We start from the raw sequence: 20939 nt of genomic DNA, 5'->3' as shown, positions 1-20939 counted from the left end.
GCGTTTGCGGATGTGGAGGAATGACTATGTTTAAAAATATCACCCGGCAGCTGCAGGCCCTGCTGAGCCGCCACCTGCCACACCGTCTTGTTCAGCGCGACCCGCTGCCCAATGCCAAAAACATGGCGGGGGCGGCGATCCCCGCGTCCCTGACCGAACGCTGCCTGAACGTGGCGGCGATGGATGAAAACGAAGTCTGGCGCGCCTTTGGCGGGCACCCGGAAGGGCTGAACGCGGCAGAAGTGGAAAAAATCCGTGCCGTGCATGGCGATAACCTCATTCCGGCGCAAAAGCCGTCTCCGTGGTGGGTGCATCTGTGGCTCTGCTACCGCAACCCGTTTAACCTGCTGCTGACCGTGCTCGGCCTCATCTCCTATGCGACGGAAGATCTGTTTGCCGCAGGGGTGATTGCCCTGATGGTGGGCATCTCCACGCTGCTGAACTTTATTCAGGAGGCCCGCTCCACCAAAGCGGCGGACGCCCTGAAGGCAATGGTCAGCAACACCGCGACCGTCTCGCGCGTGATCAACGATCTCGGCGAAAACGCCTGGGTGGAATTGCCTATCGACCAGCTGGTGCCAGGGGATCTGGTGAAGCTGGCCGCGGGGGACATGATCCCGGCGGATTTACGCATCATCCAGGCACGCGATCTGTTTGTGGCGCAGGCTTCCCTGACCGGCGAATCCCTGCCCGTTGAAAAGGTGGCGCGCAGCCGCGACCCGCAGCAGATGAACCCGCTCGAATGCGACACCCTGTGCTTTATGGGCACCACGGTCGTCAGCGGCACCGCGCAGGCGATAGTTACCGCCACCGGGGGCAACACCTGGTTTGGTCAGCTTGCCGGGCGCGTCAGCGAGCAGGAGAGCGAGCCGAATGCTTTCCAGAAGGGAATTGGCCGCGTCAGCATGCTGCTGATCCGCTTTATGATGGTGATGACGCCGATCGTGCTGCTGATCAACGGCTACACCAAAGGCGACTGGTGGGAAGCGGCGCTGTTTGCGCTCTCCGTGGCCGTCGGCTTAACGCCGGAAATGCTGCCGATGATTGTCACCTCTACGCTGGCGCGCGGGGCGGTGAAGCTCTCTAAACAGAAGGTGATCGTCAAACACCTCGACGCCATTCAAAACTTTGGCGCGATGGACATTCTCTGCACCGATAAAACCGGCACCCTGACGCAGGACAAAATCGTGCTGGAGAACCACACTGATATATCCGGCAAAACCAGCGAGCGCGTGCTGCACAGCGCGTGGCTGAACAGCCATTATCAGACCGGGCTGAAAAACCTGCTCGACGTCGCGGTGCTGGAAGGGGTAGATGAAGAGTCAGCCCGCACGCTCTCCGGCCGCTGGCAGAAGGTGGATGAGATCCCGTTCGACTTCGAGCGCCGCCGTATGTCGGTGGTGGTGAGCGAGCAGACGGATGTGCATCAGCTGATCTGCAAAGGGGCGCTGCAGGAGATCCTCAACGTGTCCACACAGGTGCGCTATAACGGCGACATCGTGCCGCTGGACGACACCATGCTGCGCCGCATCAAGCGCGTCACCGACAACCTGAACCGTCAGGGGCTGCGCGTGGTGGCGGTGGCGAGCAAGTTCCTGCCGGCGCGCGAGGGGGACTATCAGCGTATCGACGAATCCGATCTGATCCTCGAGGGTTACATCGCCTTCCTCGATCCGCCGAAAGAGACCACCGCACCGGCGCTGAAGGCGCTGAAGGCGAGCGGCATTACCGTCAAAATCCTCACCGGCGACAGCGAGCTGGTGGCGGCCAAAGTGTGCCACGAGGTGGGGCTGGACGCGGGTGATGTGGTGGTGGGGAGCGAGATTGAACATCTCTCTGATGACGAACTGGCAAAGCTTGCCCAGCGCACCACGCTGTTTGCCCGCCTGACGCCGATGCACAAAGAGCGCATTGTCACCCTGCTTAAGCGCGAAGGGCACGTGGTGGGCTTTATGGGCGACGGCATCAACGATGCACCCGCTCTGCGTGCGGCGGATATCGGTATCTCCGTAGACGGAGCGGTCGATATTGCCCGTGAAGCGGCGGACATCATTCTGCTGGAAAAAAGCCTGATGGTGCTGGAGGAGGGCGTCATCGAAGGGCGCCGTACCTTTGCCAATATGCTCAAGTACATCAAGATGACCGCCAGCTCCAACTTCGGTAACGTCTTCAGCGTGCTGGTGGCGAGCGCGTTTCTGCCGTTCCTGCCGATGCTGCCGCTGCACCTGCTGATCCAGAACCTGATGTACGATGTCTCTCAGGTGGCGATTCCGTTTGATAACGTCGACGACGAGCAGATCCAGAAGCCGCAGCACTGGAACCCGGCAGATCTTGGGCGCTTTATGCTGTTCTTTGGCCCGATCAGCTCCATCTTCGACATTCTGACCTTCTGCCTGATGTGGTTTGTGTTCCACGCCAACACCCCGGAACACCAGACGCTGTTCCAGTCCGGCTGGTTCGTGGTCGGTCTGCTGTCGCAGACGCTGATTGTGCATATGATCCGCACGCGCCGCATTCCGTTCATCCAGAGCCGTGCCGCATGGCCGCTGATTGTGATGACGGGGATTGTGATGGCGCTCGGCATCGCGCTGCCGTTCTCGCCGCTGGCGAGCTACCTGCAGCTGCAGGCGCTGCCGCTGAGCTACTTCCCGTGGCTGGTGGCGATCCTCGCGGGGTATATGGTGCTGACGCAGATGGTGAAAGGGTTCTATGCGCGTCGGTATGGGTGGCAGTAAGTTATGTTTGCCGGGTGGCGGCTTCGCCTTACCCGGCCTACTCCCGAAACGTAGGCCCGGTAAGCGCAGCGCCACCGGGCAATAGCTTTCCTCCCAAATTCAACAACCTGTGATCTCCGTCGGCGCATTCGCTTGACGACAAATTGAGCGCATGTTAACAGAATGTTTTGCCTTTATTTGGCCCGTCAGATAAGGAACATTCATGTTACGGTACAGTCTCTTAACCGCCGGGCTGATGCTCGGCGCCTCTGCCTTTGCCGCCCCGGCAGGGGATCTCCCTTTAATGCCCTGGCCTGCGAAGGTCGAACGCCCCACGACGCAGGGCGCACTGGTGCTCAGCAACAACGTATCCATTAGCGTCAGCGGGGACGATCTCGGTGACGCCGTCAACCGCCTGCGCCAGCGCATCGCCCTGCAAACCGGCTGGACGCTGCAGCCTCAGGCTGAAAAGCCAGACAAACCGACCATCCGCATCGCGATTGCCAAAAAGGTGAAGCCGCAGCCTCTGCCGGACAGCGATGAAAGCTATAAGCTCACGGTGGATGCCAACGGCGTGAACATCTCTGCCAACACCCGTTTCGGTGCCTTGCGCGCCATGGAAACCCTGCTCCAGCTGATGCAGAACGGGGCGGAAAATACCTCGCTGCCGTGGGTTACCATTGAAGATTCGCCGCGTTTCCCGTGGCGCGGGCTGCTGCTCGATTCGGCACGTCACTTTATTCCGCTGCCGGATATCAAACGCCAGATCGACGGCATGGCTGCGGCGAAGCTCAACGTGCTGCACTGGCATTTGACCGACGACCAGGGCTGGCGCTTCAGCTCGAAGCGCTACCCTAAGCTGACGCAGCTTGCCAGCGACGGGCTGTTCTACACGCCTGAACAGATGCGTGAGGTGGTGCGTTACGCCGCCGAGCGCGGCATTCGCGTGGTGCCGGAGATCGACATGCCGGGCCACGCCTCGGCGATTGCCGTGGCCTACCCGGAGCTGATGAGCGCCCCGGGGCCGTACGCCATGGAACGCCACTGGGGCGTGCTGAAGCCGGTTCTCGATCCCACCAAAGAGGCGACTTACGCCTTTGCTGACGCGATGGTCAGCGAACTGGCGGCGATCTTCCCCGATCCGTATCTGCACATCGGCGGCGACGAAGTGGACGACAGCCAGTGGAAAGCGAATCCGGCTATCCAGCAGTTTATGCGCGACACCAGGCTGGCGGACAGCCACGCGCTGCAGGCTTACTTCAACCGCAAGCTGGAAACGATCCTCGAGAAGCATCACCGCCAGATGGTCGGCTGGGATGAGATCTACCATCCTGACCTGCCGAAAAGCATTCTGATCCAGTCCTGGCAGGGGCAGGACGCGCTGGGGCAGGTGGCGCAGAGCGGTTACAAGGGCATTCTGTCGACCGGCTTTTATCTCGACCAGCCCCAGTCCACCGCCTATCACTACCGCAACGAGATCGTCCCGCAGGGCTTAAACGGCGTGGACGTCATAGCGGACACCGACAGCGCCCAGAGCTGGGTCTTCTCCATGCCGCGCCTGAAGGGCAAGCCGGTGGAGGGGAGCTTCACCCTGGTGAAAGGGGATGCCGGCTGGCGCGGGTTTATTGATTTTGCCGGGAAATCCCGCCGCGCGGTGCAGGATATTGAATGGCGCGACGACAGCCAGGTCACGTTTACCGTCGACACCTGGATGGGCGAAACGCGCCCGGTGGTCTCCGTTGATAACGACAAGCTTTCCGGCTATTTCCTGGTGGGGAATACGCGCTACCCAATCAGCGGCACGCGTCTGGACGACGTGCCGAAAGGCGTTCCGCCGGTCGTGCCGGACGTGGCGAACCAGGCCAACCTGCTCGGCGGTGAAGCGGCGCTGTGGGCGGAAAACGTGGTGGCGCCGGTGCTGGATATCCGCCTGTGGCCGCGCACCTTTGCGGTGGCGGAGCGGCTGTGGTCGGCGCAGGACGTCAACGACGTCGACAACATGTACACCCGCCTGCAGGCGATGGACAGCTGGTCGACGGTGTCGGTCGGGCTACAGCAGCATACCCAGCAGCAGGTGCAGTTCACGCGCCTCGCCGGTAATGCCGACACCCTGCCGCTGCAGATCCTCGCGCAGGCGGTAGAGCCCGCGCAGTATTACACCCGTCAGCACCTGAAGTTCCAGGCCGGAAACTATCATCAGTTCGAGCCCCTCAACCGCTTCGCCGATGCGCTAAACGCCGAAAGTGCCACCGTGCGCCAGATGCACAAATGGGCGGACCGTCTGGTGAGCGATGCGGAAGACACGGAAAGCGCCGACGCCCTGCGCCACGTCTTTAACCGCTGGCAGAGCAACACCAGCGACGCGCTGGCCTTAAGCGAAAACAGCTATCAGCTGAAGGCGATGAAGCCGGTGATCCGGGAGGTGGATAAGCTGGCCTCAATTGGCCTGCGGCTGACGGATCTGGTGGCGCGCCAGGGCACGCTGGATGATAAAGAGATTGCCTCGATTCAGAGCGAGCTGGATAACGCGGCAAAGGTGCAGGATGAAGTGGTGATTGCGGCGGTCTATCCGCTGGAGACGCTGCTTCGCGCCACGCGGAATCAGTAGCGGGCCATAAAAAAAGGCAGCCCCAGGCTGCCTTATCATCGACAAAGCGAATTAGCGACGTACGGCAATCGCTTCGATTTCAATTTTCACGTCTTTTGGCAGACGCGCCACTTCCACGCAGGAGCGCGCCGGGAAGGTGGCGTTGTGCTCGGTGAAGAACGCTTCGTAGGTGGCGTTAACGGTCGCGAAGTCGTTCAGATCTTTCACGAAAACGGTGGTTTTGACGATGTCGCCCACTTTCAGGCCCGCAGATTCAACGATAGCCTGCACGTTTTCCAGCGACTGACGCGCCTGTGCTGCCACGTCGGTCGGCACTTCACCGGTTTTTGGGTTTACGGGGATCTGACCTGAAGTGATGATCATGCTGCCCAGATCAACGCCCTGAACGTAAGGGCCGATAGCGGCTGGTGCATTTTCCGTCGCGAGTACTTTGCTCATGTTTTCTCCAGAATTACAGCGTTAAGAATGTTCCCGGCCATTATAACAGCCGGGATTTCATTACCAACCTCAATTAGTTGGCCAGCACCACATAATGAGAAAACTCTTTTTCGCAGTATTTGCATTTGAGCGCGATGTCATCGGCGCGTTTTTTCACTGCAAAGCTGGAGGAAACCGGCTCGGCATGACTGATGCAGTTGCTGTTCGGGCAGACCAGCACGCTTTCAATGCGATCCGGCAGGCTCGGGCGGGATTTACCGACCACTTCATACTCGTCGATGCGGTTGACGGTGGCGTCCGGCGCGTACAGCGACAGCTGGTTAACCTGCTCGTCGGTCAGGAAGGTATTCTCGATTTTAATCAGGTCCTTGCGGCCCATCTCGCCCGACGGCAGGTTCAGGCCGATGGTGATGCGCTGGTCGGTTTCGGTCAGTTTGAACAGCGTCAGCAGCTTAAAGCCCACCTGCGCAGGGATGTGGTCAATCACGGTGCCACGCTTGATGGCTTCAACCTGGAGTTTGTTATCGTGTGTCATGGTCGTTTCCCCTTACAGTGCCAATTCGCGATTCAGAACCAGTGCCAGTAACGCCTGGCGGGCGAAGATGCCGTTTCCGGCCTGCTGGAAGTACCAGGCGTGCGGCGTTTTATCCACGTCTGTGGTGATCTCATCGATGCGCGGCAGCGGATGCAGCACCTTCATGTTGTCGCGCGCGCCCTCGAGGTCGCTGGCGCGCAGCACGAACTGTGCCTTCACGTTGGCGTATTCGGACGGATCCAGACGCTCTTTCTGCACGCGGGTCATGTACAGAATATCCACGTGGCTCATCACCTCTTCGATGCTGGCATGCAGGCTCCACTGAATGCCTTTCTCATCCAGCATGTCGAGAATGTACTGCGGCATCGCCAGCGCGTCAGGCGCGATGAAGTAGAAGCGGTTGCCGTTAAATTTCGCCAGCGCCTGGGTCAGGGAGTGGACGGTGCGGCCATATTTCAGGTCGCCGACCATGGCGATATTCAGGTTCTCGAGCTTGCCCTGGGTCTCCTGAATGGTGAACAGATCCAGCAGGGTCTGCGTCGGATGCTGGTTGGCACCGTCACCGGCGTTCAGCACCGGAATGCCGCCGGAGAACTCGGTCGCCAGACGCGCCGCGCCCTCCTGCGGATGACGCATCACAATCGCGTCGACGTAGGTGCTAATCACTGAAATGGTATCCGCCAGGGTCTCGCCTTTTTTACCCAGCGACGTGTTGCTGCTGTCCGAGAAGCCCACCACGCTCGCCCCCAGGCGGTGCATGGAGGTCTCAAAGGAGAGGCGGGTGCGGGTCGAGGCTTCAAAGAAGCAGCTCGCAATCACCTTGTGCTTCAGCAGCTCCGGTTGCGGATTGGCCTTCAGTTTTGCCGCGGTTTCCAGAACCAGTTCCAGCTCTTCGCGGCTGAGGTCGTTTATGGAAATGATGTGTTTTTGATAAAGCGGATTCATGTTTATCTCCTGACGCCGGGCAAAAAAAAGCCCCTCAAATGAGGGGCTCTGGGAATAGGTTTAGCAACGGGAAGAAAAACGGCAGGCCAGCGTCTGATTTCAGACGCGGTAAGACGTTATGTCGTACACGCTTGACCATGCTTCCTCCCGGCAAATTGTCGGGCATTATACGCAGCTCGCTTTTCGGATCAAGCGATTTAATGCACGCTTTACTCAATGCAAACGGTTCTTTATGAATATTAATTCGTTCTGAGTAAATAATTAATTTGCTTATGCACCAGCGCGGTGCGCTTCACGACCCGGGGTGCGACCCAGACGATACTGCTGCCAGCCACCACGCCTAAAATTTCCGGCAGCTGGTGATAATCCAGAATACGCGCCACCGCGCGGCCATATCCGGCGACGGTATGCACAAGGATAAACTCGCTATTATGCTCGACGCTGACCACCATTTCGGACACGGTACGCGCGGCGTCGGGGGCAGGGCGCAGCTGGGGATTCAGCGAATAAATCTTTAGCCCTTTGGCATTTCGAATTTTTATGACACCGAGCAATTTAAGCAGACGTGAAACGGTGGACTGGCTGATGGTCTCAAAACCACGCTCCTGCAAATCCCGGCGGATCTCCTCCTGGGAGAGATAGCTCTTTTCTGCTATCAGACGCTGGCAGACCGTCAGCTGTAGTTGTTCTTTGGGAGAGTACTCTTCGTAATCCATCATAGTTCCCATATCAGTTCCCGAAATAACCGGTGGCACCGCACCGATCCGTAGGCCGGATAAGCGCAGCGCCATCCGGCAAATCACAACAAGGCACCCAGGCTCAACGCCACCATGATCACTACCGTTAATATCCCCAGCAGCGGTGCCACCCATTTCAGATAGCGCACGTAGGGCACGCGGGCGATCGCCAGCCCGCCCATCACGACGGCTGAGGTGGGAGTGACCAGGTTAACGATGCCGGACGCCGACTGGTAGGCCGTGACCACCAGGTCGCGGTTGACGTTAGCGAAATCGGCAAGGGGCGCCATGATCGGCATCGTCAGAACGGCCAGGCCGGACGAAGAAGGCACAAGAAACGACAGCACCACTTCCAGCCAGTACATCACGTTGATGAACGCCACCGTCGATAACCCGGTAACCATCCCCTCGGCGCTGTGCAAAATGGTGTGGGTAATCATGCCCTTATCCATGATCACTACGATACCGCGCGCGATGCCGATAATCAGCGCGACGCCCAGCAAATCTCGCGCGCCGTTGATAAACGTCGAGGTCAGCTCCTCTTCGCTCATGCGGGCGATCAGGCCGACGATAATCGCGCTGGCGAGAAACACCGCCGATATCTCCGCCATCCACCAGCCCAGTACCGCCACGCCGTAAATCATCACCGCGAAGGCGAGGGCGAAAATCACCAGGATGATTTTGCGCACCGGGGTGAACTCCAGCGACTGTTCGCCCTTATTGCCGAGGAAATGAGCGCGGTTCTCTTCCTGTTTGTCTGCGACGATCGACAGCGACGGATCCTTGCGCACCTTGCGGGCGTAACGCATTACCCACGCCACGCAGATGATCCAGCCGATGACCAGCAGCGCCACGCGCAGGGCGATGCCGTTAGTGAAGGGGATCCCGGCGGCGTTGGCGGCGATGACCGTGGCAAACGGGTTGATGGTGGAACCCAGCGTGCCGATCCCCGCCCCGAGCAGCACGGTGGAGGCGGCGACAACCGGATCGAACCGGGCGGCCAGCATCACCGGCACCAGCAGGGTGTAGAACGGCAGCGACTCTTCGGCCATGCCGTAAATGGTGCCGCCCGCGGCAAACAGCGCCATCAGGATCGGGATCATCCACTCCTCGCGTCCGCGCAGCCGGGTGGTGACGCGCTCGATCCCGGCGTCAATCGCCCCGGTTTTGGTGACGATCCCGAGAAATCCCCCGATGATCAGAATAAACAGCGCCACGTCGATCGCCCCGGCCTGGCCGGAGACCGGATCGTACAGCCCGGCGATGGGCGCCATCAGGACGGAAACCAGCCCTTGCGGATGCGCCGCCACGTGCGCGTACGTTCCGGCAATCGGGACTTCTTTACCGAGGGTCTCGTTCATCGCCATCTGGTACTGACCGGCGGGAACGACCCAGCTCAGCGCCGCTACAACGGCAATCAGGAAAAAGAGAATGGTGTAAGCGGAGGGAAACTTAAACTTGCCCATGATGTGCTCCTTAAACCCGGCGCACCCCGCGGCGCGCCGGGCGGTGATTAGTCGCCGAGTGTCGCCACCATGACCGCTTTAATGGTGTGCATGCGGTTCTCTGCTTCGTCGAAGACGATGGAGTTCGGCGATTCGAAGACCTCTTCCGTCACCTCCAGCCCCTTCAGGCCGTACGCCATCTCGATCTCGCGGCCCACTTTGGTGTGTTCGTTGTGGAACGCCGGCAGGCAGTGCATGAATTTGACGTTCGGGTTGCCGGTGGCCTTCATCACCTGGGCGTTAATCTGATACGGCTTCATCAGGCTGACGCGCTCGGCCCAGGCTTCCTTCGGCTCGCCCATGGAGACCCACACGTCGGTGTAGAGGAAATCGGTCCCCCGCACGCCTTCTTCCACGTCGTCGGTGAGGGTGATGCGCGCGCCCGTCTCTTTCGCAATGGCGCGGCACTGCTCAACCAGCCCCGCTTCCGGCCAGAAGGATTTCGGCGCGACGAGGCGGATATCCATCCCCATCTTGGCCGCGCCCACCATCAGGGAGTTGCCCATGTTGTTGCGCGCGTCGCCCAGATAGGCAAAGCTCAGTTCCGGCAGGGTTTTGCCCGGCGCGTGCTCCAGCATGGTCATCAGGTCGGCGAGGATTTGCGTTGGGTGGAACTCGTCGGTCAGGCCGTTCCACACCGGCACGCCCGCGTACTCGCCCAGCTCTTCGACGATGGCCTGACCATAGCCGCGGTATTCGATGCCGTCATACATGCGGCCCAGCACGCGGGCGGTGTCTTTCATCGACTCTTTATGGCCGATCTGCGATCCGCTTGGGCCGAGGTAGGTGACCTGCGCGCCCTGGTCGAACGCGCCCACTTCGAAGGCGCAGCGGGTGCGGGTGGAGGTTTTTTCAAAGATCAGGGCGATGTTTTTCCCGACCAGGGTTTGTTTCTCGCGCCCGGCTTTTTTGGCGGCCTTCAGCTCAATGGCGAGGTCGATCAGGTACTGGATCTCCGCCGGGGTGTAGTCCAGCAGTTTCAGGAAGTTGCGGTTTTTCAGGTTGATGGTCATGGCTAAATCCTTTTTAAAATGAGTTTTCAGTTACGAATCAACGTGCCTTTCTCGCCCGCGAGGATCTCCGCGCCGTCGGCCAGCGCGCCGATCCCGGCAATGCCGTTGCAGGCTTCAACAAACTCGCGGCAGGCGGCCACTTTCGGCCCCATCGATCCGGCGTCGAACTGCATGCCTCTGAGCAGCTCCGGCGTCACCTGTGCCAGCGGGCGCTGGGTCGGCTTGCCCCAGTCGAGGTACACCGCGTCGGCGTCGGTGAGGATCAGCAGGGCGTCGGCCTCGATCTGCCTCGCCAGCAGGGCGGCGGAGAGGTCTTTGTCGATCACCGCCTCAATCCCGCGATAGCCGTTGGCGTGTTCCACCACCGGCACGCCGCCGCCGCCGTTGCAGATCACCAGGTGGTCGCGCTGGATCAGCGCCGTGATGGCGTCGCTCTCGACGATGCGCTTCGGCTGCGGCGACGGCACCACGCGGCGGACGTAGCTGCCGTCGGCCTTAAACACCCAGCCTTTCTCCGCGGCCAGCGTTTTTGCCTGGGCTTCGCTGTAGACCGGGCCGATGTACTTGGTCGGGTTGCTGAAGGCCGGGTCGGCGGCGTCCACTTCCACCTGCGTGAGCAGAACGCTCACCTCCCGCTGCGGCAGGCTGTTTTTCAGCGCCTGCTGCAGCATGTAGCCGATCATTCCCTGGCTTTCGGCGCCGAGAACGTCCAGCGGGTAGGGCGTGACTTTGTCGTAGGCGCTGTTTTGCAGCGCCAGCAGCCCGACCTGCGGCCCGTTGCCGTGCACCAGCACCACGCGCCACTGCGCCGTCAGCCCGGCGATGGTGCGGGCGGCCTGCTCGATGTTCTGGCGCTGGATCTCCGCTTCCAGCGGCTCGCCGCGCTTGAGCAGCGCGTTGCCGCCCAGGGCCACAACCAGAGTGGGTTTTCGTTCCATGATGGCTCCTTTAAATTCCGTCGCGTTCCAGCGGGCAGCTCATGCAGCGTGCGCCGCCGCGGCCGCGTCCGAGTTCGTCGCCCGGGATGGGCAGCACGGTGATACCCGCTTTGTCGTACTTCTCGTTGGTCCAGACGTTGCGCTCGTAGCCGATCACCACGCCGGGGCGGATGGTCAGGACGTTATTGGCGTCGTTCCACTGCTCACGTTCGGCCTCAAAGGCGTCGCCGCCGGTGGTGATCAGACGTACCTGGTTAATGCCGAGCGCTTTCTCGATGGCGTGCAGCAGGTCGGTTTCCTGGGTGCGCAGCAGGCCGCCGCGTCCGTCCGGGGTGAGCGTCCAGCACTGGGCGTCTTTGCGCACCACTTCCGGGTAGACGGAGAAGATATCCACGTCGATGTGGGTCATGACGGTGTCGAGGTGCATGCAGGAGCGGTGTTTTGGCAGCTCAACGGCGATCACGCGCTCGGCCTGACGGTGTTTGAACAGGCTGTTGGCGAGGAACTCCACGCCCTGCGGCGTCGTGCGTTCGGACATGCCGATCAATACCGCGCCGCGGCCAATCACTAATACGTCACCGCCTTCCAGGGTGGCATGGTCGTAATTAATATTCTCGTCGCCGAAATACTTAATAAAATCGCCGTCGGCGAACGCCGGGTGCCAGCGATATATTGCCCTCAGGTTATTGGTTTCACGCTGACGGGCCGGTTTGGCCATTGGGTTAATAGAGACGCCGTTATAGATCCAGCAGGAGGTATCGCGGGTAAATAAATGGTTTGGCAGCGGCTTCATAATAAAATCATTCGCCGTGTGGGTATCCACCACCATATTTTTAATGGCCGCCGGAATTTCGCCGTAGGTTAATCCGCCGCTTAATCTGCGCGCCAGTTCACGGTGTGGCATATCCGCCAGCCAGCCGCGAACGTCGCCGGCAAAGGTGGGGCCGAGGCGATAATCAGAGATTTGCGTCTCCAGCAGCCAGGCTTTCGCCTCTGCAATATCAAGGGTTTGTGTCAGAAGGTCGGTCAACAGCAGGACTTCCACACCCTGCTCGCGCAGCGTGTTTGCGAAGATGTCATGCTCCTCACCCGCCCGCTCAACCGAGAGCACGTCATCGAAAAGCAGCTCCTGACAGTTTGATGGCGTGAGACGCTTCAGACTTAAATTAGGGCGGTGCAGCATAACGCTACGCAATTGACCAATTTCAGAACCGACGTAATGCTTTTCCATAATTATTCCTTTAACTGTTTTTCAGAATAAAAAGGGCATGCGCCATGTGATGCATTTAATTTCATGGCGGCTAAGCTCAATTGATTTCGTAATTCATACTAGGCAGTTAAATAATCCGTATTGTGATATTGCTCACGCGAAAATGGATATTAAGCGGTTTGTTTTCATTTGCATGATTCGCATCAGATAATGATTAATTTCATATTAGTGAGGGATGAATAGCTAAGCAGGAACCGGTGGCATTATTTGGGTTTGTTATTATTTTGTAGATTTTAATCTTTTGACATATATTGTTATGTGGCTGATTTTAAACGATAAGAGTCATGGATGAGAATGGCTATGCAATTAACGTAATTAACTATTTTTGACTTAAGGAAAATCAATAAATAATTATGGTTTTTTAGAGCAAATTATCAAAACAGTAAAGTGTGAGGCGGCAACAGGTTTTGTTAATTAGATAGCATGATCAAGAGGTTAGAGCAGCCGTGCGATAAGCGCCGATCGAGGTTATGCATAACCCCTGCATAAATGCCCGGGCAGGATTAACAGTGAATTAACACCTTTCCCGATAAACATGCGCTCGCGCAAACCTCGTCCAAAAAGGGCTGGTATGGCAGCCGGGATTCTCGTATAAAAGATAAAAATGAAACATTGTTTTATATTGAGGATTGAAACATGATTATCGGCAACATCCACCATCTGCAGTCCTGGCTGCCTGACGATCTGCGCCAGGCGATTGAGCACGTTAAAGCCCACGTCACCGACGCCACGCCGCTCGGTAAGCACGACATCAACGGCAACAGCCTGTTTTATCTGGTCTCTGAAGATACAACCCAGCCGTTCGCCGAGCGTCGCGCCGAGTACCACGCGCGCTATCTGGATATTCAGATCGTGATGAAGGGTCTGGAAGGGATGACCTTCAGCACCCTGCCGCCCGGCACGCCGGACACCGACTGGCTGGCGGACAAAGACATCGCGTTCCTGCCGGAAGGTGAGCAGGAGAAAACCGTGGTGCTGAGCGAAGGGGATTTTGTGGTGTTCTGGCCGGGTGAGGTGCACAAGCCGCTGTGCGCGGTGGGTGCGCCTGCTAAGGTCAGGAAAGTTGTTGTTAAAATTCAGGTAGAGTAATCCTTACCCCTCACCCTAACCCTCTCCCCACAGGGGAGAGGGGACTGCTCCGAGCCATCTTTTCCCCCTCGCCCTATTGGGGAGAGGGCCGGGGTGAGGGGGGACAATATGTGATCCAGCTTAAATTTCCCGCACTCCCTCTCCATCTCTCATTTACCTGCGCTTTTCCTGCGTCATAGTATGATCCTTAAATTAATGAACGCTGTTCTATAATGTAGAACAAATTGATTCAGCAAGGAGATCCTATGCCGCAGTCCGCGTTGTTTACGGGAATCATTCCCCCTGTCTCCACCATCTTTACCGCCGACGGCCAGCTCGATAAGCAGGGCACCGCCGCGCTGATCGACGATCTGATCAAAGCAGGCGTTGATGGCCTGTTCTTCCTGGGCAGCGGCGGCGAGTTCTCCCAGCTCGGCGCCGAAGAGCGTAAAACCATTGCCCAGTTTGCGATCGATCATGTCGATCGTCGCGTGCCGGTGCTGATCGGCACCGGCGGCACCAACGCCCGGGAAACCATTGCGCTGAGCCAGCACGCGCAGCAGGCGGGGGCGGACGGCATCGTGGTGATTAACCCCTACTACTGGAAAGTGTCGGAAGCGAACCTGATCCGCTATTTCGAGCAGGTGGCCGACAGCGTCACGCTGCCGGTGATGCTCTATAACTTCCCGGCGCTGACCGGGCAGGATCTGACCCCGGCGCTGGTGAAAACCCTGGCCGACTCGCGCAGCAACATCGTCGGCATCAAAGACACTATCGACTCCGTCGCCCACCTGCGCAGCATGATCCATACCGTCAAAGCCGCTCACCCGCACTTCACCGTGCTCTGCGGCTACGACGATCATCTGTTTAATACCCTGCTGCTCGGCGGTGACGGGTCGATCTCGGCGAGCGGCAACTTTGCTCCGCAGGTGTCGGTGAATCTTCTGAAAGCCTGGCGGGATAAAGACGTGGCGAAAGCGGCTGAGTATCATCAGACCCTGCTGCAAATACCGCAGTTGTATCAGCTGGATACGCCGTTTGTGAACGTGATTAAAGAGGCGATTGTGCTCTGCGGCCGCCCGATCTCCACGCACGTGCTGCCGCCCGCGTCACCACTGGACGCGCCGCGCAAGGCGCAGCTGAAAACCCTGCTGCAACAGCTCAAGCTCTGCTGAGCCGGACGATAACCATGACCATCGAGAAGATTTTCACCCCACAGGACGATGCGTTTTATGCGGTGATCACCCACGCGGCGGGGCCGCAGGGCGCGCTGCCGCTGACCCCGCAGATGCTGATGGAATCCCCCAGCGGCAACCTGTTCGGCATGACGCAGAACGCCGGGATGGGCTGGGACGCCAACAAGCTGACCGGCAAAGAGGTGCTGATTATTGGCACCCAGGGCGGCATCCGCGCCGGGGACGGACGCCCGGTCGCGCTGGGCTACCACACCGGGCACTGGGAGATTGGCATGCAGATGCAGGCGGCGGCGAAGGAGATCACCCGCAACGGCGGGATCCCGTTTGCGGCCTTCGTCAGCGATCCCTGCGACGGCCGTTCTCAGGGCACGCACGGCATGTTCGACTCCCTGCCGTACCGCAACGACGCGGCAATCGTGTTTCGCCGCCTGATCCGTTCCCTCCCGACGCGTCGGGCGGTGATTGGCGTCGCGACCTGTGATAAAGGGCTGCCCGCCACTATGATTGCCCTGGCCTCGATGCACGACCTGCCGACCATTCTGGTGCCGGGCGGGGCGACGCTGCCGCCAACCGTGGGGGAAGACGCGGGCAAGGTACAGACCATTGGCGCGCGCTTTGCCAACCACGAACTCTCCCTGCAGGAGGCCGCTGAGCTGGGCTGCCGCGCCTGCGCCTCGCCGGGCGGCGGGTGTCAGTTCCTCGGCACGGCGGGCACCTCGCAGGTGGTCGCGGAGGCGCTGGGTCTGGCGCTGCCGCACTCCGCGCTGGCCCCGTCCGGGCAGGCGGTGTGGCTGGAGATCGCCCGCCAGTCGGCACGCGCGGTGAGCGAGCTGGATAACCGGGGCATCACCACGCGCGATATCCTCACCGACAAAGCCATCGAAAACGCCATGGTGATCCACGCGGCGTTCGGCGGCTCGACCAATTTACTGCTGCACATTCCGGCCATCGCCCACGCGGCGGGCTGCACAATCCCGGACGTAGAGCACTGGACGCGCGTCAACCGCAGGGTGCCGCGCCTGGTGAGCGTGCTGCCCAACGGCCCGGACTATCACCCGACCGTGCGCGCCTTCCTCGCGGGCGGCGTGCCGGAGGTGATGCTCCACCTGCGCGATCTTGGCCTGCTGCATCTGGACGCCATGACCGTGACCGGCCAGACGGTCGGCGAGAACCTCGACTGGTGGCAGGCGTCCGAGCGACGTAAGCGCTTCCGCCAGTGCCTGCGCGAGCAGGATGGCGTGGATCCGGATGACGTGATCCTGCCGCCGGAGAAGGCAAAAGCGAAAGGGCTGACCTCAACGGTTTGCTTCCCGACGGGCAACATCGCGCCGGAAGGATCGGTGATCAAGGCCACGGCGATCGACCCGTCGGTCGTCGGTGAAGATGGCGTTTACCGCCACACCGGCCGGGCTCGGGTGTTTGTCTCGGAAGCGCAGGCGATCAAGGCCATCAAGCGGGAAGAAATTGCGCAGGGGGATATCATGGTGGTGATCGGCGGCGGGCCGTCCGGCACAGGCATGGAAGAGACCTATCAGCTCACCTCCGCGCTGAAGCATATCTCGTGGGGCAAGACGGTGTCGTTAATCACCGATGCGCGCTTCTCGGGCGTGTCGACGGGCGCCTGCTTCGGCCACGTGTCGCCGGAGGCGCTGGCGGGCGGGCCGATTGGCAAGCTGCGCGATAACGACATCATCGAGATAGCCGTCGATCGGCTGACATTAACAGGTAGCGTGAACTTTATCGGCACCGCGGACAACCCGCTGACGCCGGAGGAGGGCGCGCGCGAGCTGGCTCGGCGGCAGACGCACCCGGACCTGCACGCCCACGACTTTTTGCCGGACGACACCCGCCTGTGGGCAGCATTACAGTCGGTCAGCGGCGGCACCTGGAAAGGCTGTATTTATGACACCGATAAAATTATCGAGGTAATTAACGCCGGTAAAAAAGCACTCGGACTTTAATTATTTTTCATGCGATTGTCGTCTACGGAATATATTCTGTGGACGGCTTTTGCTTGTCTTTGTTATATTAATTTAATCAATAAGTTGTGATATATCGTTGGCGTCACAAAAGCAAAATAACGTAATTCAGAAATAAGATATGACCATTGCTGGTTAATTGAACAGCTCATTACACTCCATTAACACGATGTTGTAATTCAGCACACTACATAAGGGTGTAATTCTGATGACGCAATTAACCATGAAAGACAAAATTGGCTACGGGCTGGGTGACACCGCCTGTGGCTTCGTCTGGCAGGCTACCATGTTCCTGCTGGCCTATTTCTACACCGACGTCTTCGGCCTGTCGGCGGGCATTATGGGGACGCTGTTTTTAATCTCCCGCGTGCTCGACGCCGTGACCGACCCGCTGATGGGGCTGCTGGTCGACCGCACCCGCACGCGGCACGGCCAGTTCCGCCCGTTCCTGCTGTGGGGCGCCATCCCGTTTGGCATCGTCTGCGTGCTGACCTTCTACACGCCGGACTTCTCCGCGCAGGGCAAAATCATCTACGCCTGCGTGACCTACATTCTTCTGACCCTGGTCTACACCTTCGTTAACGTGCCGTACTGCGCCATGCCCGGCGTTATCACCGCCGACCCGAAAGAGCGTCATGCCCTGCAGTCCTGGCGCTTCTTCCTGGCGGCGGCGGGATCGCTCGCTATCAGCGGCATTGCCCTGCCGCTGGTGAGCATCATCGGCAAGGGGGACGAGCAGGTGGGCTATTTCGGCGCCATGTGCGTGCTGGGCCTGACCGGCGTGGTGCTGCTCTACGTCTGCTTCTTTACCACCAAAGAGCGCTACACCTTTGAGGTGCAGCCGGGCTCGTCGGTGGCGAAAGATCTCAAGCTGCTGCTCGGCAACGGCCAGTGGCGGATCATGTGCGCGTTCAAGATGATGGCGACCTGTTCCAACGTGGTGCGCGGCGGGGCGACGCTCTACTTCGTCAAATACGTGATGGATCACCCGGAGATGGCGACCCAGTTTTTACTCTACGGCAGTCTCGCCACCATGTTTGGCTCACTCTGCTCCTCCCGCCTGCTGGGGCGCTTCGACCGCGTCACCGCCTTCAAGTGGATCATCGTCGCCTATTCGCTTATCAGCCTGCTGATTTTCGTCACCCCGGCGGAACATATCGCGCTGATCTTCGCCCTCAACATCCTGTTCCTGTTCGTCTTTAACACCACCACGCCGCTGCAGTGGCTGATGGCCTCTGACGTGGTGGATTACGAGGAGAGTCGCAGCGGGCGCCGCCTCGACGGGCTGGTGTTCTCCACCTACCTGTTCAGCCTGAAGATTGGCCTGGCGATTGGCGGGGCGGTGGTGGGCTGGATCCTGGCGTACGTGAACTACTCCGCCAGCAGCAGCGTGCAGCCGGTAGAGGTGCTGACCACCATCAAAATCCTGTTCTGCGTGGTGCCGGTGGTGCTCTACGCGGGCATGTTCATCATGCTGTCGTTCTACAAGCTCACTGACGCCCGCGTGGAGGCCATCAGCCAGCAGCTGATCAAGCACCGCGCGGCGCAGGGCGAGGCCGTTCCCGACGCTGCGACAGCCGCATCCCATTAACCGGAGGCACTATGCAAATCACTAACCCTATTCTGACCGGCTTCAATCCGGATCCTTCCCTGTGCCGTCAGGGCGAGGACTACTACATCGCCACCTCGACCTTCGAGTGGTTCCCCGGCGTGCGCATCTACCACTCCCGCGACCTGAAAAACTGGTCGCTGGTCAGCACCCCGCTGGACCGCGTGTCGATGCTGGACATGAAGGGCAACCCGGACTCCGGCGGCATCTGGGCGCCGTGCCTGAGCTACGCCGACGGCAGGTTCTGGTTGCTCTACACCGACGTAAAGATTGTCGACTCGCCGTGGAAAAACGGCCGCAACTTCCTCGTCACCGCGCCGTCCATTGAGGGACCGTGGAGCGAGCCGATCCCGATGGGCAACGGCGGGTTCGATCCGTCCCTGTTCCATGACGACGACGGCCGCAAGTACTACCTCTACCGCCCGTGGGGGCCGCGCCACCACAGCAACCCGCACAACACCATCGTGATGCAGGAGTTTGATCCGCAGACCGGCACGCTCTCGCCCGAGCGCAAAACCCTGTTTACCGGCACGCCGCTCTGCTACACCGAAGGGGCGCATCTTTATCGCCGCGCGGGATGGTACTACCTGATGGTCGCCGAGGGCGGCACCAGCTACGAGCACGCCGTCGTGGTGCTGCGTTCCAAAAATATCGACGGGCCGTACGAGCTGCACCCGGACGTGACGATGATGACCAGCTGGCACCTGCCGGAGAACCCACTGCAGAAGAGCGGCCACGGCTCGCTGCTGCAGACCCACACCGGGGAGTGGTACATGGCCTACCTCACCAGCCGCCCGCTGCGCCTGCCCGGCGTGCCGCTGCTGGCCTCCGGCGGGCGCGGCTACTGCCCGCTGGGCCGCGAGACCGGCATCGCCCGCATTGAATGGCGCGACGGCTGGCCGTACGTGGAAGGCGGCAAGCACGCGCAGCTGACCGTGAAAGGCCCGCAGGTGGCGGAGCAGCCTGCAGCCGTTCAGGGCAGCTGGCGGGAGGATTTCGACGCCAGTTCGCTCGACCCGGAGTTGCAGACCCTGCGCATTCCGTTCGACGACACCCTCGGCTCGCTCACCGCGCGCCCGGGCTACTTACGGCTCTACGGCAACGACTCGCTTAATTCCACCTTTACCCAGTCAACCGTGGCGCGCCGCTGGCAGCACTTTGTCTTCCGGGCGGAGACGCGGATGCAGTTCTCGCCGATCCACTTCCAGCAGAGCGCGGGGCTGACCTGCTACTACAACAGCAAAAACTGGAGCTACTGCTTTGTGGACTACGAGGAGGGGCAGGGCAGAACGATTAAGGTGATCCAGCTCGACCACAACGTGCCGTCGTGGCCGCTGCACGAGCAGCCGATTCCGGTGCCGGAGAGTGCGGAGAGCGTCTGGCTGCGCGTGGACGTGGATACGCTGGTCTACCGCTACAGCTACTCGTTTGACGGCGAGACGTGGCACGCCGTGCCGGTAACGTATGAGGCGTGGAAGCTGTCGGACGACTACATCGGCGGGCGCGGCTTCTTCACCGGCGCGTTTGTGGGGCTGCACTGCGAGGACATCAGCGGCGACGGCTGCCACGCGGACTTCGACTACTTCACCTACGAGCCGGCCTAACGGCTCAGGCCGGGTAGCCCAGCGCGCGTGAGAGCTGGAGCCCGGCCTGCTGGAGCTGCTCGCGGAAATCAGCCAGCTCTGCGTCGTCCACGCGGGAGGTCAGCGTCGACAGGCTCAGGGCGGCGATGACGCGGGATTCGTGGTTCCACACCGGCACCGCCACGCAGCGCACGCCCTGCTCGTTCTCTTCGCTATCCAGGGCATAGCCCTGTGCGCGGGTCTGCGTCAGGGCGCTCATTAAGGCTTCGCGAGAGGCGAGGGTGGAAGGGGTATAGGTGGTGTACTGATAGCCCTCCAGCAGGGCGTTCAGCTCGGCCTCGCCCAGCCAGGCAATCAACACCTTGCCGATGGCGGTGGCGTGAACCGGCAGGCGGCGGCCGATGCGTGAATAGGCGATGGCGGCCAGCTTGCCTTCAATCTTCTCGATATAAACCCCTTCACGCCCGTCCAGGATCCCCAGATGAGTGGTCTGCCCGGTCCGCTGGGACAGCTCCGTCAGCCAGCCTTTCGCCTTCTGACGAATATCGATGGAGCCCACGACAAAATGGCCGCGCTCGACCAGCTTCATGCCGAGGCGATATTTGCCGTTCTCCGGGTTCTGATCGATATAGCCGTGAAGCTGCAGGGTTTTCAGCAGCGAGTGGAGGGTACTCTTGCTCAGCCCCATCAGTTTGCTGATGTCGGTGATCTTAAGCTCGGTGGCCTGCTCGTTGAACAGGTCGAGGATCTGCAACGCACGTTCAACAGACTGAATAATCGGCATAATGCTGGTATGTCCAC

At 60.1% G+C, this 20939-nt stretch carries 17 protein-coding genes and 1 pseudogene; 8 read left to right on the top strand and 10 right to left on the bottom strand.

Features of this window, described 5'->3' with window-relative positions; genetic code table 11:
* The first annotated feature begins 26 nt into the window (after positions 1 to 26).
* Entirely contained in the window at positions 27 to 2735 is a 2709-nt protein-coding gene (mgtA, locus tag AC0TNG_RS14895) for a magnesium-translocating P-type ATPase (RefSeq protein WP_063622673.1), read from the top strand.
* A gap of 202 nt (positions 2736 to 2937) precedes the next feature.
* Positions 2938 to 5322, top strand: a complete 2385-nt coding sequence (locus tag AC0TNG_RS14890) for a beta-N-acetylhexosaminidase (RefSeq protein WP_473712576.1) — start codon at positions 2938 to 2940, stop codon at positions 5320 to 5322.
* Positions 5323 to 5373: 51 nt separating this feature from the next.
* Here the strand turns inward: AC0TNG_RS14890 and ridA are convergent, their stop codons facing one another.
* The 4 genes from ridA to AC0TNG_RS14870 all read right to left on the bottom strand — a co-directional run bounded on the left by ridA (position 5374) and on the right by AC0TNG_RS14870 (position 7379).
* On the bottom strand, positions 5374 to 5760 hold the full coding sequence (gene ridA, locus AC0TNG_RS14885; protein ID WP_024907263.1) for a 2-iminobutanoate/2-iminopropanoate deaminase: 387 nt from the start codon (positions 5758 to 5760) through the stop codon (positions 5374 to 5376).
* A gap of 73 nt (positions 5761 to 5833) precedes the next feature.
* Positions 5834 to 6295, bottom strand: a complete 462-nt coding sequence (pyrI, locus tag AC0TNG_RS14880; RefSeq protein ID WP_023310197.1) for an aspartate carbamoyltransferase regulatory subunit — start codon at positions 6293 to 6295, stop codon at positions 5834 to 5836.
* Positions 6296 to 6307: 12 nt separating this feature from the next.
* Positions 6308 to 7240, bottom strand: a complete 933-nt coding sequence (gene pyrB, locus AC0TNG_RS14875) for an aspartate carbamoyltransferase (RefSeq protein WP_024907262.1) — start codon at positions 7238 to 7240, stop codon at positions 6308 to 6310.
* A 34-nt stretch (positions 7241 to 7274) separates the two neighbouring features.
* Positions 7275 to 7379: a pyrBI operon leader peptide gene (locus AC0TNG_RS14870; RefSeq protein WP_022646880.1), complete on the bottom strand. Its 105-nt coding sequence runs from the start codon at positions 7377 to 7379 to the stop codon at positions 7275 to 7277.
* Here AC0TNG_RS14870 and AC0TNG_RS14865 point away from each other — a divergent pair.
* Positions 7359 to 7476, top strand: a pseudogene (locus AC0TNG_RS14865) (hypothetical protein). The gene AC0TNG_RS14870 and the pseudogene AC0TNG_RS14865 sit on opposite strands and share 21 nt — an antisense overlap.
* Before the next feature lie 3 nt (positions 7477 to 7479).
* Here the strand turns inward: AC0TNG_RS14865 and AC0TNG_RS14860 are convergent.
* The 5 genes from AC0TNG_RS14860 to arcA form a co-directional block, all read right to left on the bottom strand.
* On the bottom strand, positions 7480 to 7959 hold the full coding sequence (locus AC0TNG_RS14860) for an arginine repressor (protein WP_024907261.1): 480 nt from the start codon (positions 7957 to 7959) through the stop codon (positions 7480 to 7482).
* Positions 7960 to 8039: 80 nt separating this feature from the next.
* Positions 8040 to 9443 (bottom strand): YfcC family protein, encoded by a 1404-nt coding sequence (locus tag AC0TNG_RS14855; RefSeq protein ID WP_248165859.1) that lies wholly within the window; start codon positions 9441 to 9443, stop codon positions 8040 to 8042.
* 47 nt (positions 9444 to 9490) lie between these two features.
* Entirely contained in the window at positions 9491 to 10495 is a 1005-nt protein-coding gene (gene argF / locus AC0TNG_RS14850; protein WP_032651476.1) for an ornithine carbamoyltransferase, read from the bottom strand.
* A gap of 26 nt (positions 10496 to 10521) precedes the next feature.
* The gene (arcC, locus tag AC0TNG_RS14845; protein ID WP_032661347.1) at positions 10522 to 11433 is read right to left on the bottom strand and encodes a carbamate kinase; all 912 of its coding nucleotides are present in this window, start codon (positions 11431 to 11433) and stop codon (positions 10522 to 10524) included.
* Between the two features lie 10 nt (positions 11434 to 11443).
* On the bottom strand, positions 11444 to 12664 hold the full coding sequence (gene arcA / locus AC0TNG_RS14840; RefSeq protein ID WP_473712577.1) for an arginine deiminase: 1221 nt from the start codon (positions 12662 to 12664) through the stop codon (positions 11444 to 11446).
* 675 nt (positions 12665 to 13339) lie between these two features.
* Here arcA and AC0TNG_RS14835 point away from each other — a divergent pair.
* The 5 genes from AC0TNG_RS14835 (at position 13340) to AC0TNG_RS14815 (ending at position 20159) form a co-directional block, all read left to right on the top strand.
* Positions 13340 to 13792 carry a YhcH/YjgK/YiaL family protein gene (locus AC0TNG_RS14835; RefSeq protein ID WP_473712578.1) on the top strand — a complete coding sequence of 151 codons (453 nt, stop codon included), beginning with the start codon at positions 13340 to 13342 and terminating at the stop codon, positions 13790 to 13792.
* 245 nt (positions 13793 to 14037) lie between these two features.
* Positions 14038 to 14946, top strand: a complete 909-nt coding sequence (yagE, locus tag AC0TNG_RS14830; protein ID WP_473712579.1) for a 2-keto-3-deoxygluconate aldolase — start codon at positions 14038 to 14040, stop codon at positions 14944 to 14946.
* Positions 14947 to 14960: 14 nt separating this feature from the next.
* Positions 14961 to 16928, top strand: coding sequence for a xylonate dehydratase YagF (yagF, locus tag AC0TNG_RS14825; RefSeq protein ID WP_473712580.1), 1968 nt, complete (start codon positions 14961 to 14963; stop codon positions 16926 to 16928).
* A 226-nt stretch (positions 16929 to 17154) separates the two neighbouring features.
* Positions 17155 to 18537 (top strand): MFS transporter, encoded by a 1383-nt coding sequence (locus AC0TNG_RS14820; RefSeq protein WP_023293405.1) that lies wholly within the window; start codon positions 17155 to 17157, stop codon positions 18535 to 18537.
* 11 nt (positions 18538 to 18548) lie between these two features.
* Positions 18549 to 20159: a glycoside hydrolase family 43 protein gene (locus tag AC0TNG_RS14815; RefSeq protein ID WP_473712581.1), complete on the top strand. Its 1611-nt coding sequence runs from the start codon at positions 18549 to 18551 to the stop codon at positions 20157 to 20159.
* 4 nt (positions 20160 to 20163) lie between these two features.
* Here the strand turns inward: AC0TNG_RS14815 and xynR are convergent, their stop codons facing one another.
* The gene (gene xynR / locus AC0TNG_RS14810) at positions 20164 to 20922 is read right to left on the bottom strand and encodes a DNA-binding transcriptional repressor XynR (protein WP_063158682.1); all 759 of its coding nucleotides are present in this window, start codon (positions 20920 to 20922) and stop codon (positions 20164 to 20166) included.
* Between the last annotated feature and the right edge of the window lie 17 nt (positions 20923 to 20939).

The sequence above is a fragment of the Enterobacter sp. PL_is514 genome, from assembly GCF_055816715.1.
This window is presented reverse-complemented; position numbering and strand designations above follow the sequence as displayed.

What these genes read in the sequence shown, in the direction of transcription:
- AC0TNG_RS14815 (WP_473712581.1), top strand. Translation starts at nt 18,549, where the DNA reads ATGCAAATCACTAACCCTATTCTGACCGGCTTCAATCCGGATCCTTCC.
- yagE (WP_473712579.1), top strand. Translation starts at nt 14,038, where the DNA reads ATGCCGCAGTCCGCGTTGTTTACGGGAATCATTCCCCCTGTCTCCACC.
- AC0TNG_RS14870 (WP_022646880.1), bottom strand. Translation starts at nt 7,379, where the DNA reads ATGGTCAAGCGTGTACGACATAACGTCTTACCGCGTCTGAAATCAGAC.
- AC0TNG_RS14820 (WP_023293405.1), top strand. Translation starts at nt 17,155, where the DNA reads ATGACGCAATTAACCATGAAAGACAAAATTGGCTACGGGCTGGGTGAC.
- argF (WP_032651476.1), bottom strand. Translation starts at nt 10,495, where the DNA reads ATGACCATCAACCTGAAAAACCGCAACTTCCTGAAACTGCTGGACTAC.
- AC0TNG_RS14835 (WP_473712578.1), top strand. Translation starts at nt 13,340, where the DNA reads ATGATTATCGGCAACATCCACCATCTGCAGTCCTGGCTGCCTGACGAT.
- AC0TNG_RS14855 (WP_248165859.1), bottom strand. Translation starts at nt 9,443, where the DNA reads ATGGGCAAGTTTAAGTTTCCCTCCGCTTACACCATTCTCTTTTTCCTG.
- AC0TNG_RS14860 (WP_024907261.1), bottom strand. Translation starts at nt 7,959, where the DNA reads ATGATGGATTACGAAGAGTACTCTCCCAAAGAACAACTACAGCTGACG.
- yagF (WP_473712580.1), top strand. Translation starts at nt 14,961, where the DNA reads ATGACCATCGAGAAGATTTTCACCCCACAGGACGATGCGTTTTATGCG.
- ridA (WP_024907263.1), bottom strand. Translation starts at nt 5,760, where the DNA reads ATGAGCAAAGTACTCGCGACGGAAAATGCACCAGCCGCTATCGGCCCT.
- xynR (WP_063158682.1), bottom strand. Translation starts at nt 20,922, where the DNA reads ATGCCGATTATTCAGTCTGTTGAACGTGCGTTGCAGATCCTCGACCTG.
- arcA (WP_473712577.1), bottom strand. Translation starts at nt 12,664, where the DNA reads ATGGAAAAGCATTACGTCGGTTCTGAAATTGGTCAATTGCGTAGCGTT.
- pyrI (WP_023310197.1), bottom strand. Translation starts at nt 6,295, where the DNA reads ATGACACACGATAACAAACTCCAGGTTGAAGCCATCAAGCGTGGCACC.
- arcC (WP_032661347.1), bottom strand. Translation starts at nt 11,433, where the DNA reads ATGGAACGAAAACCCACTCTGGTTGTGGCCCTGGGCGGCAACGCGCTG.
- mgtA (WP_063622673.1), top strand. Translation starts at nt 27, where the DNA reads ATGTTTAAAAATATCACCCGGCAGCTGCAGGCCCTGCTGAGCCGCCAC.
- pyrB (WP_024907262.1), bottom strand. Translation starts at nt 7,240, where the DNA reads ATGAATCCGCTTTATCAAAAACACATCATTTCCATAAACGACCTCAGC.
- AC0TNG_RS14890 (WP_473712576.1), top strand. Translation starts at nt 2,938, where the DNA reads ATGTTACGGTACAGTCTCTTAACCGCCGGGCTGATGCTCGGCGCCTCT.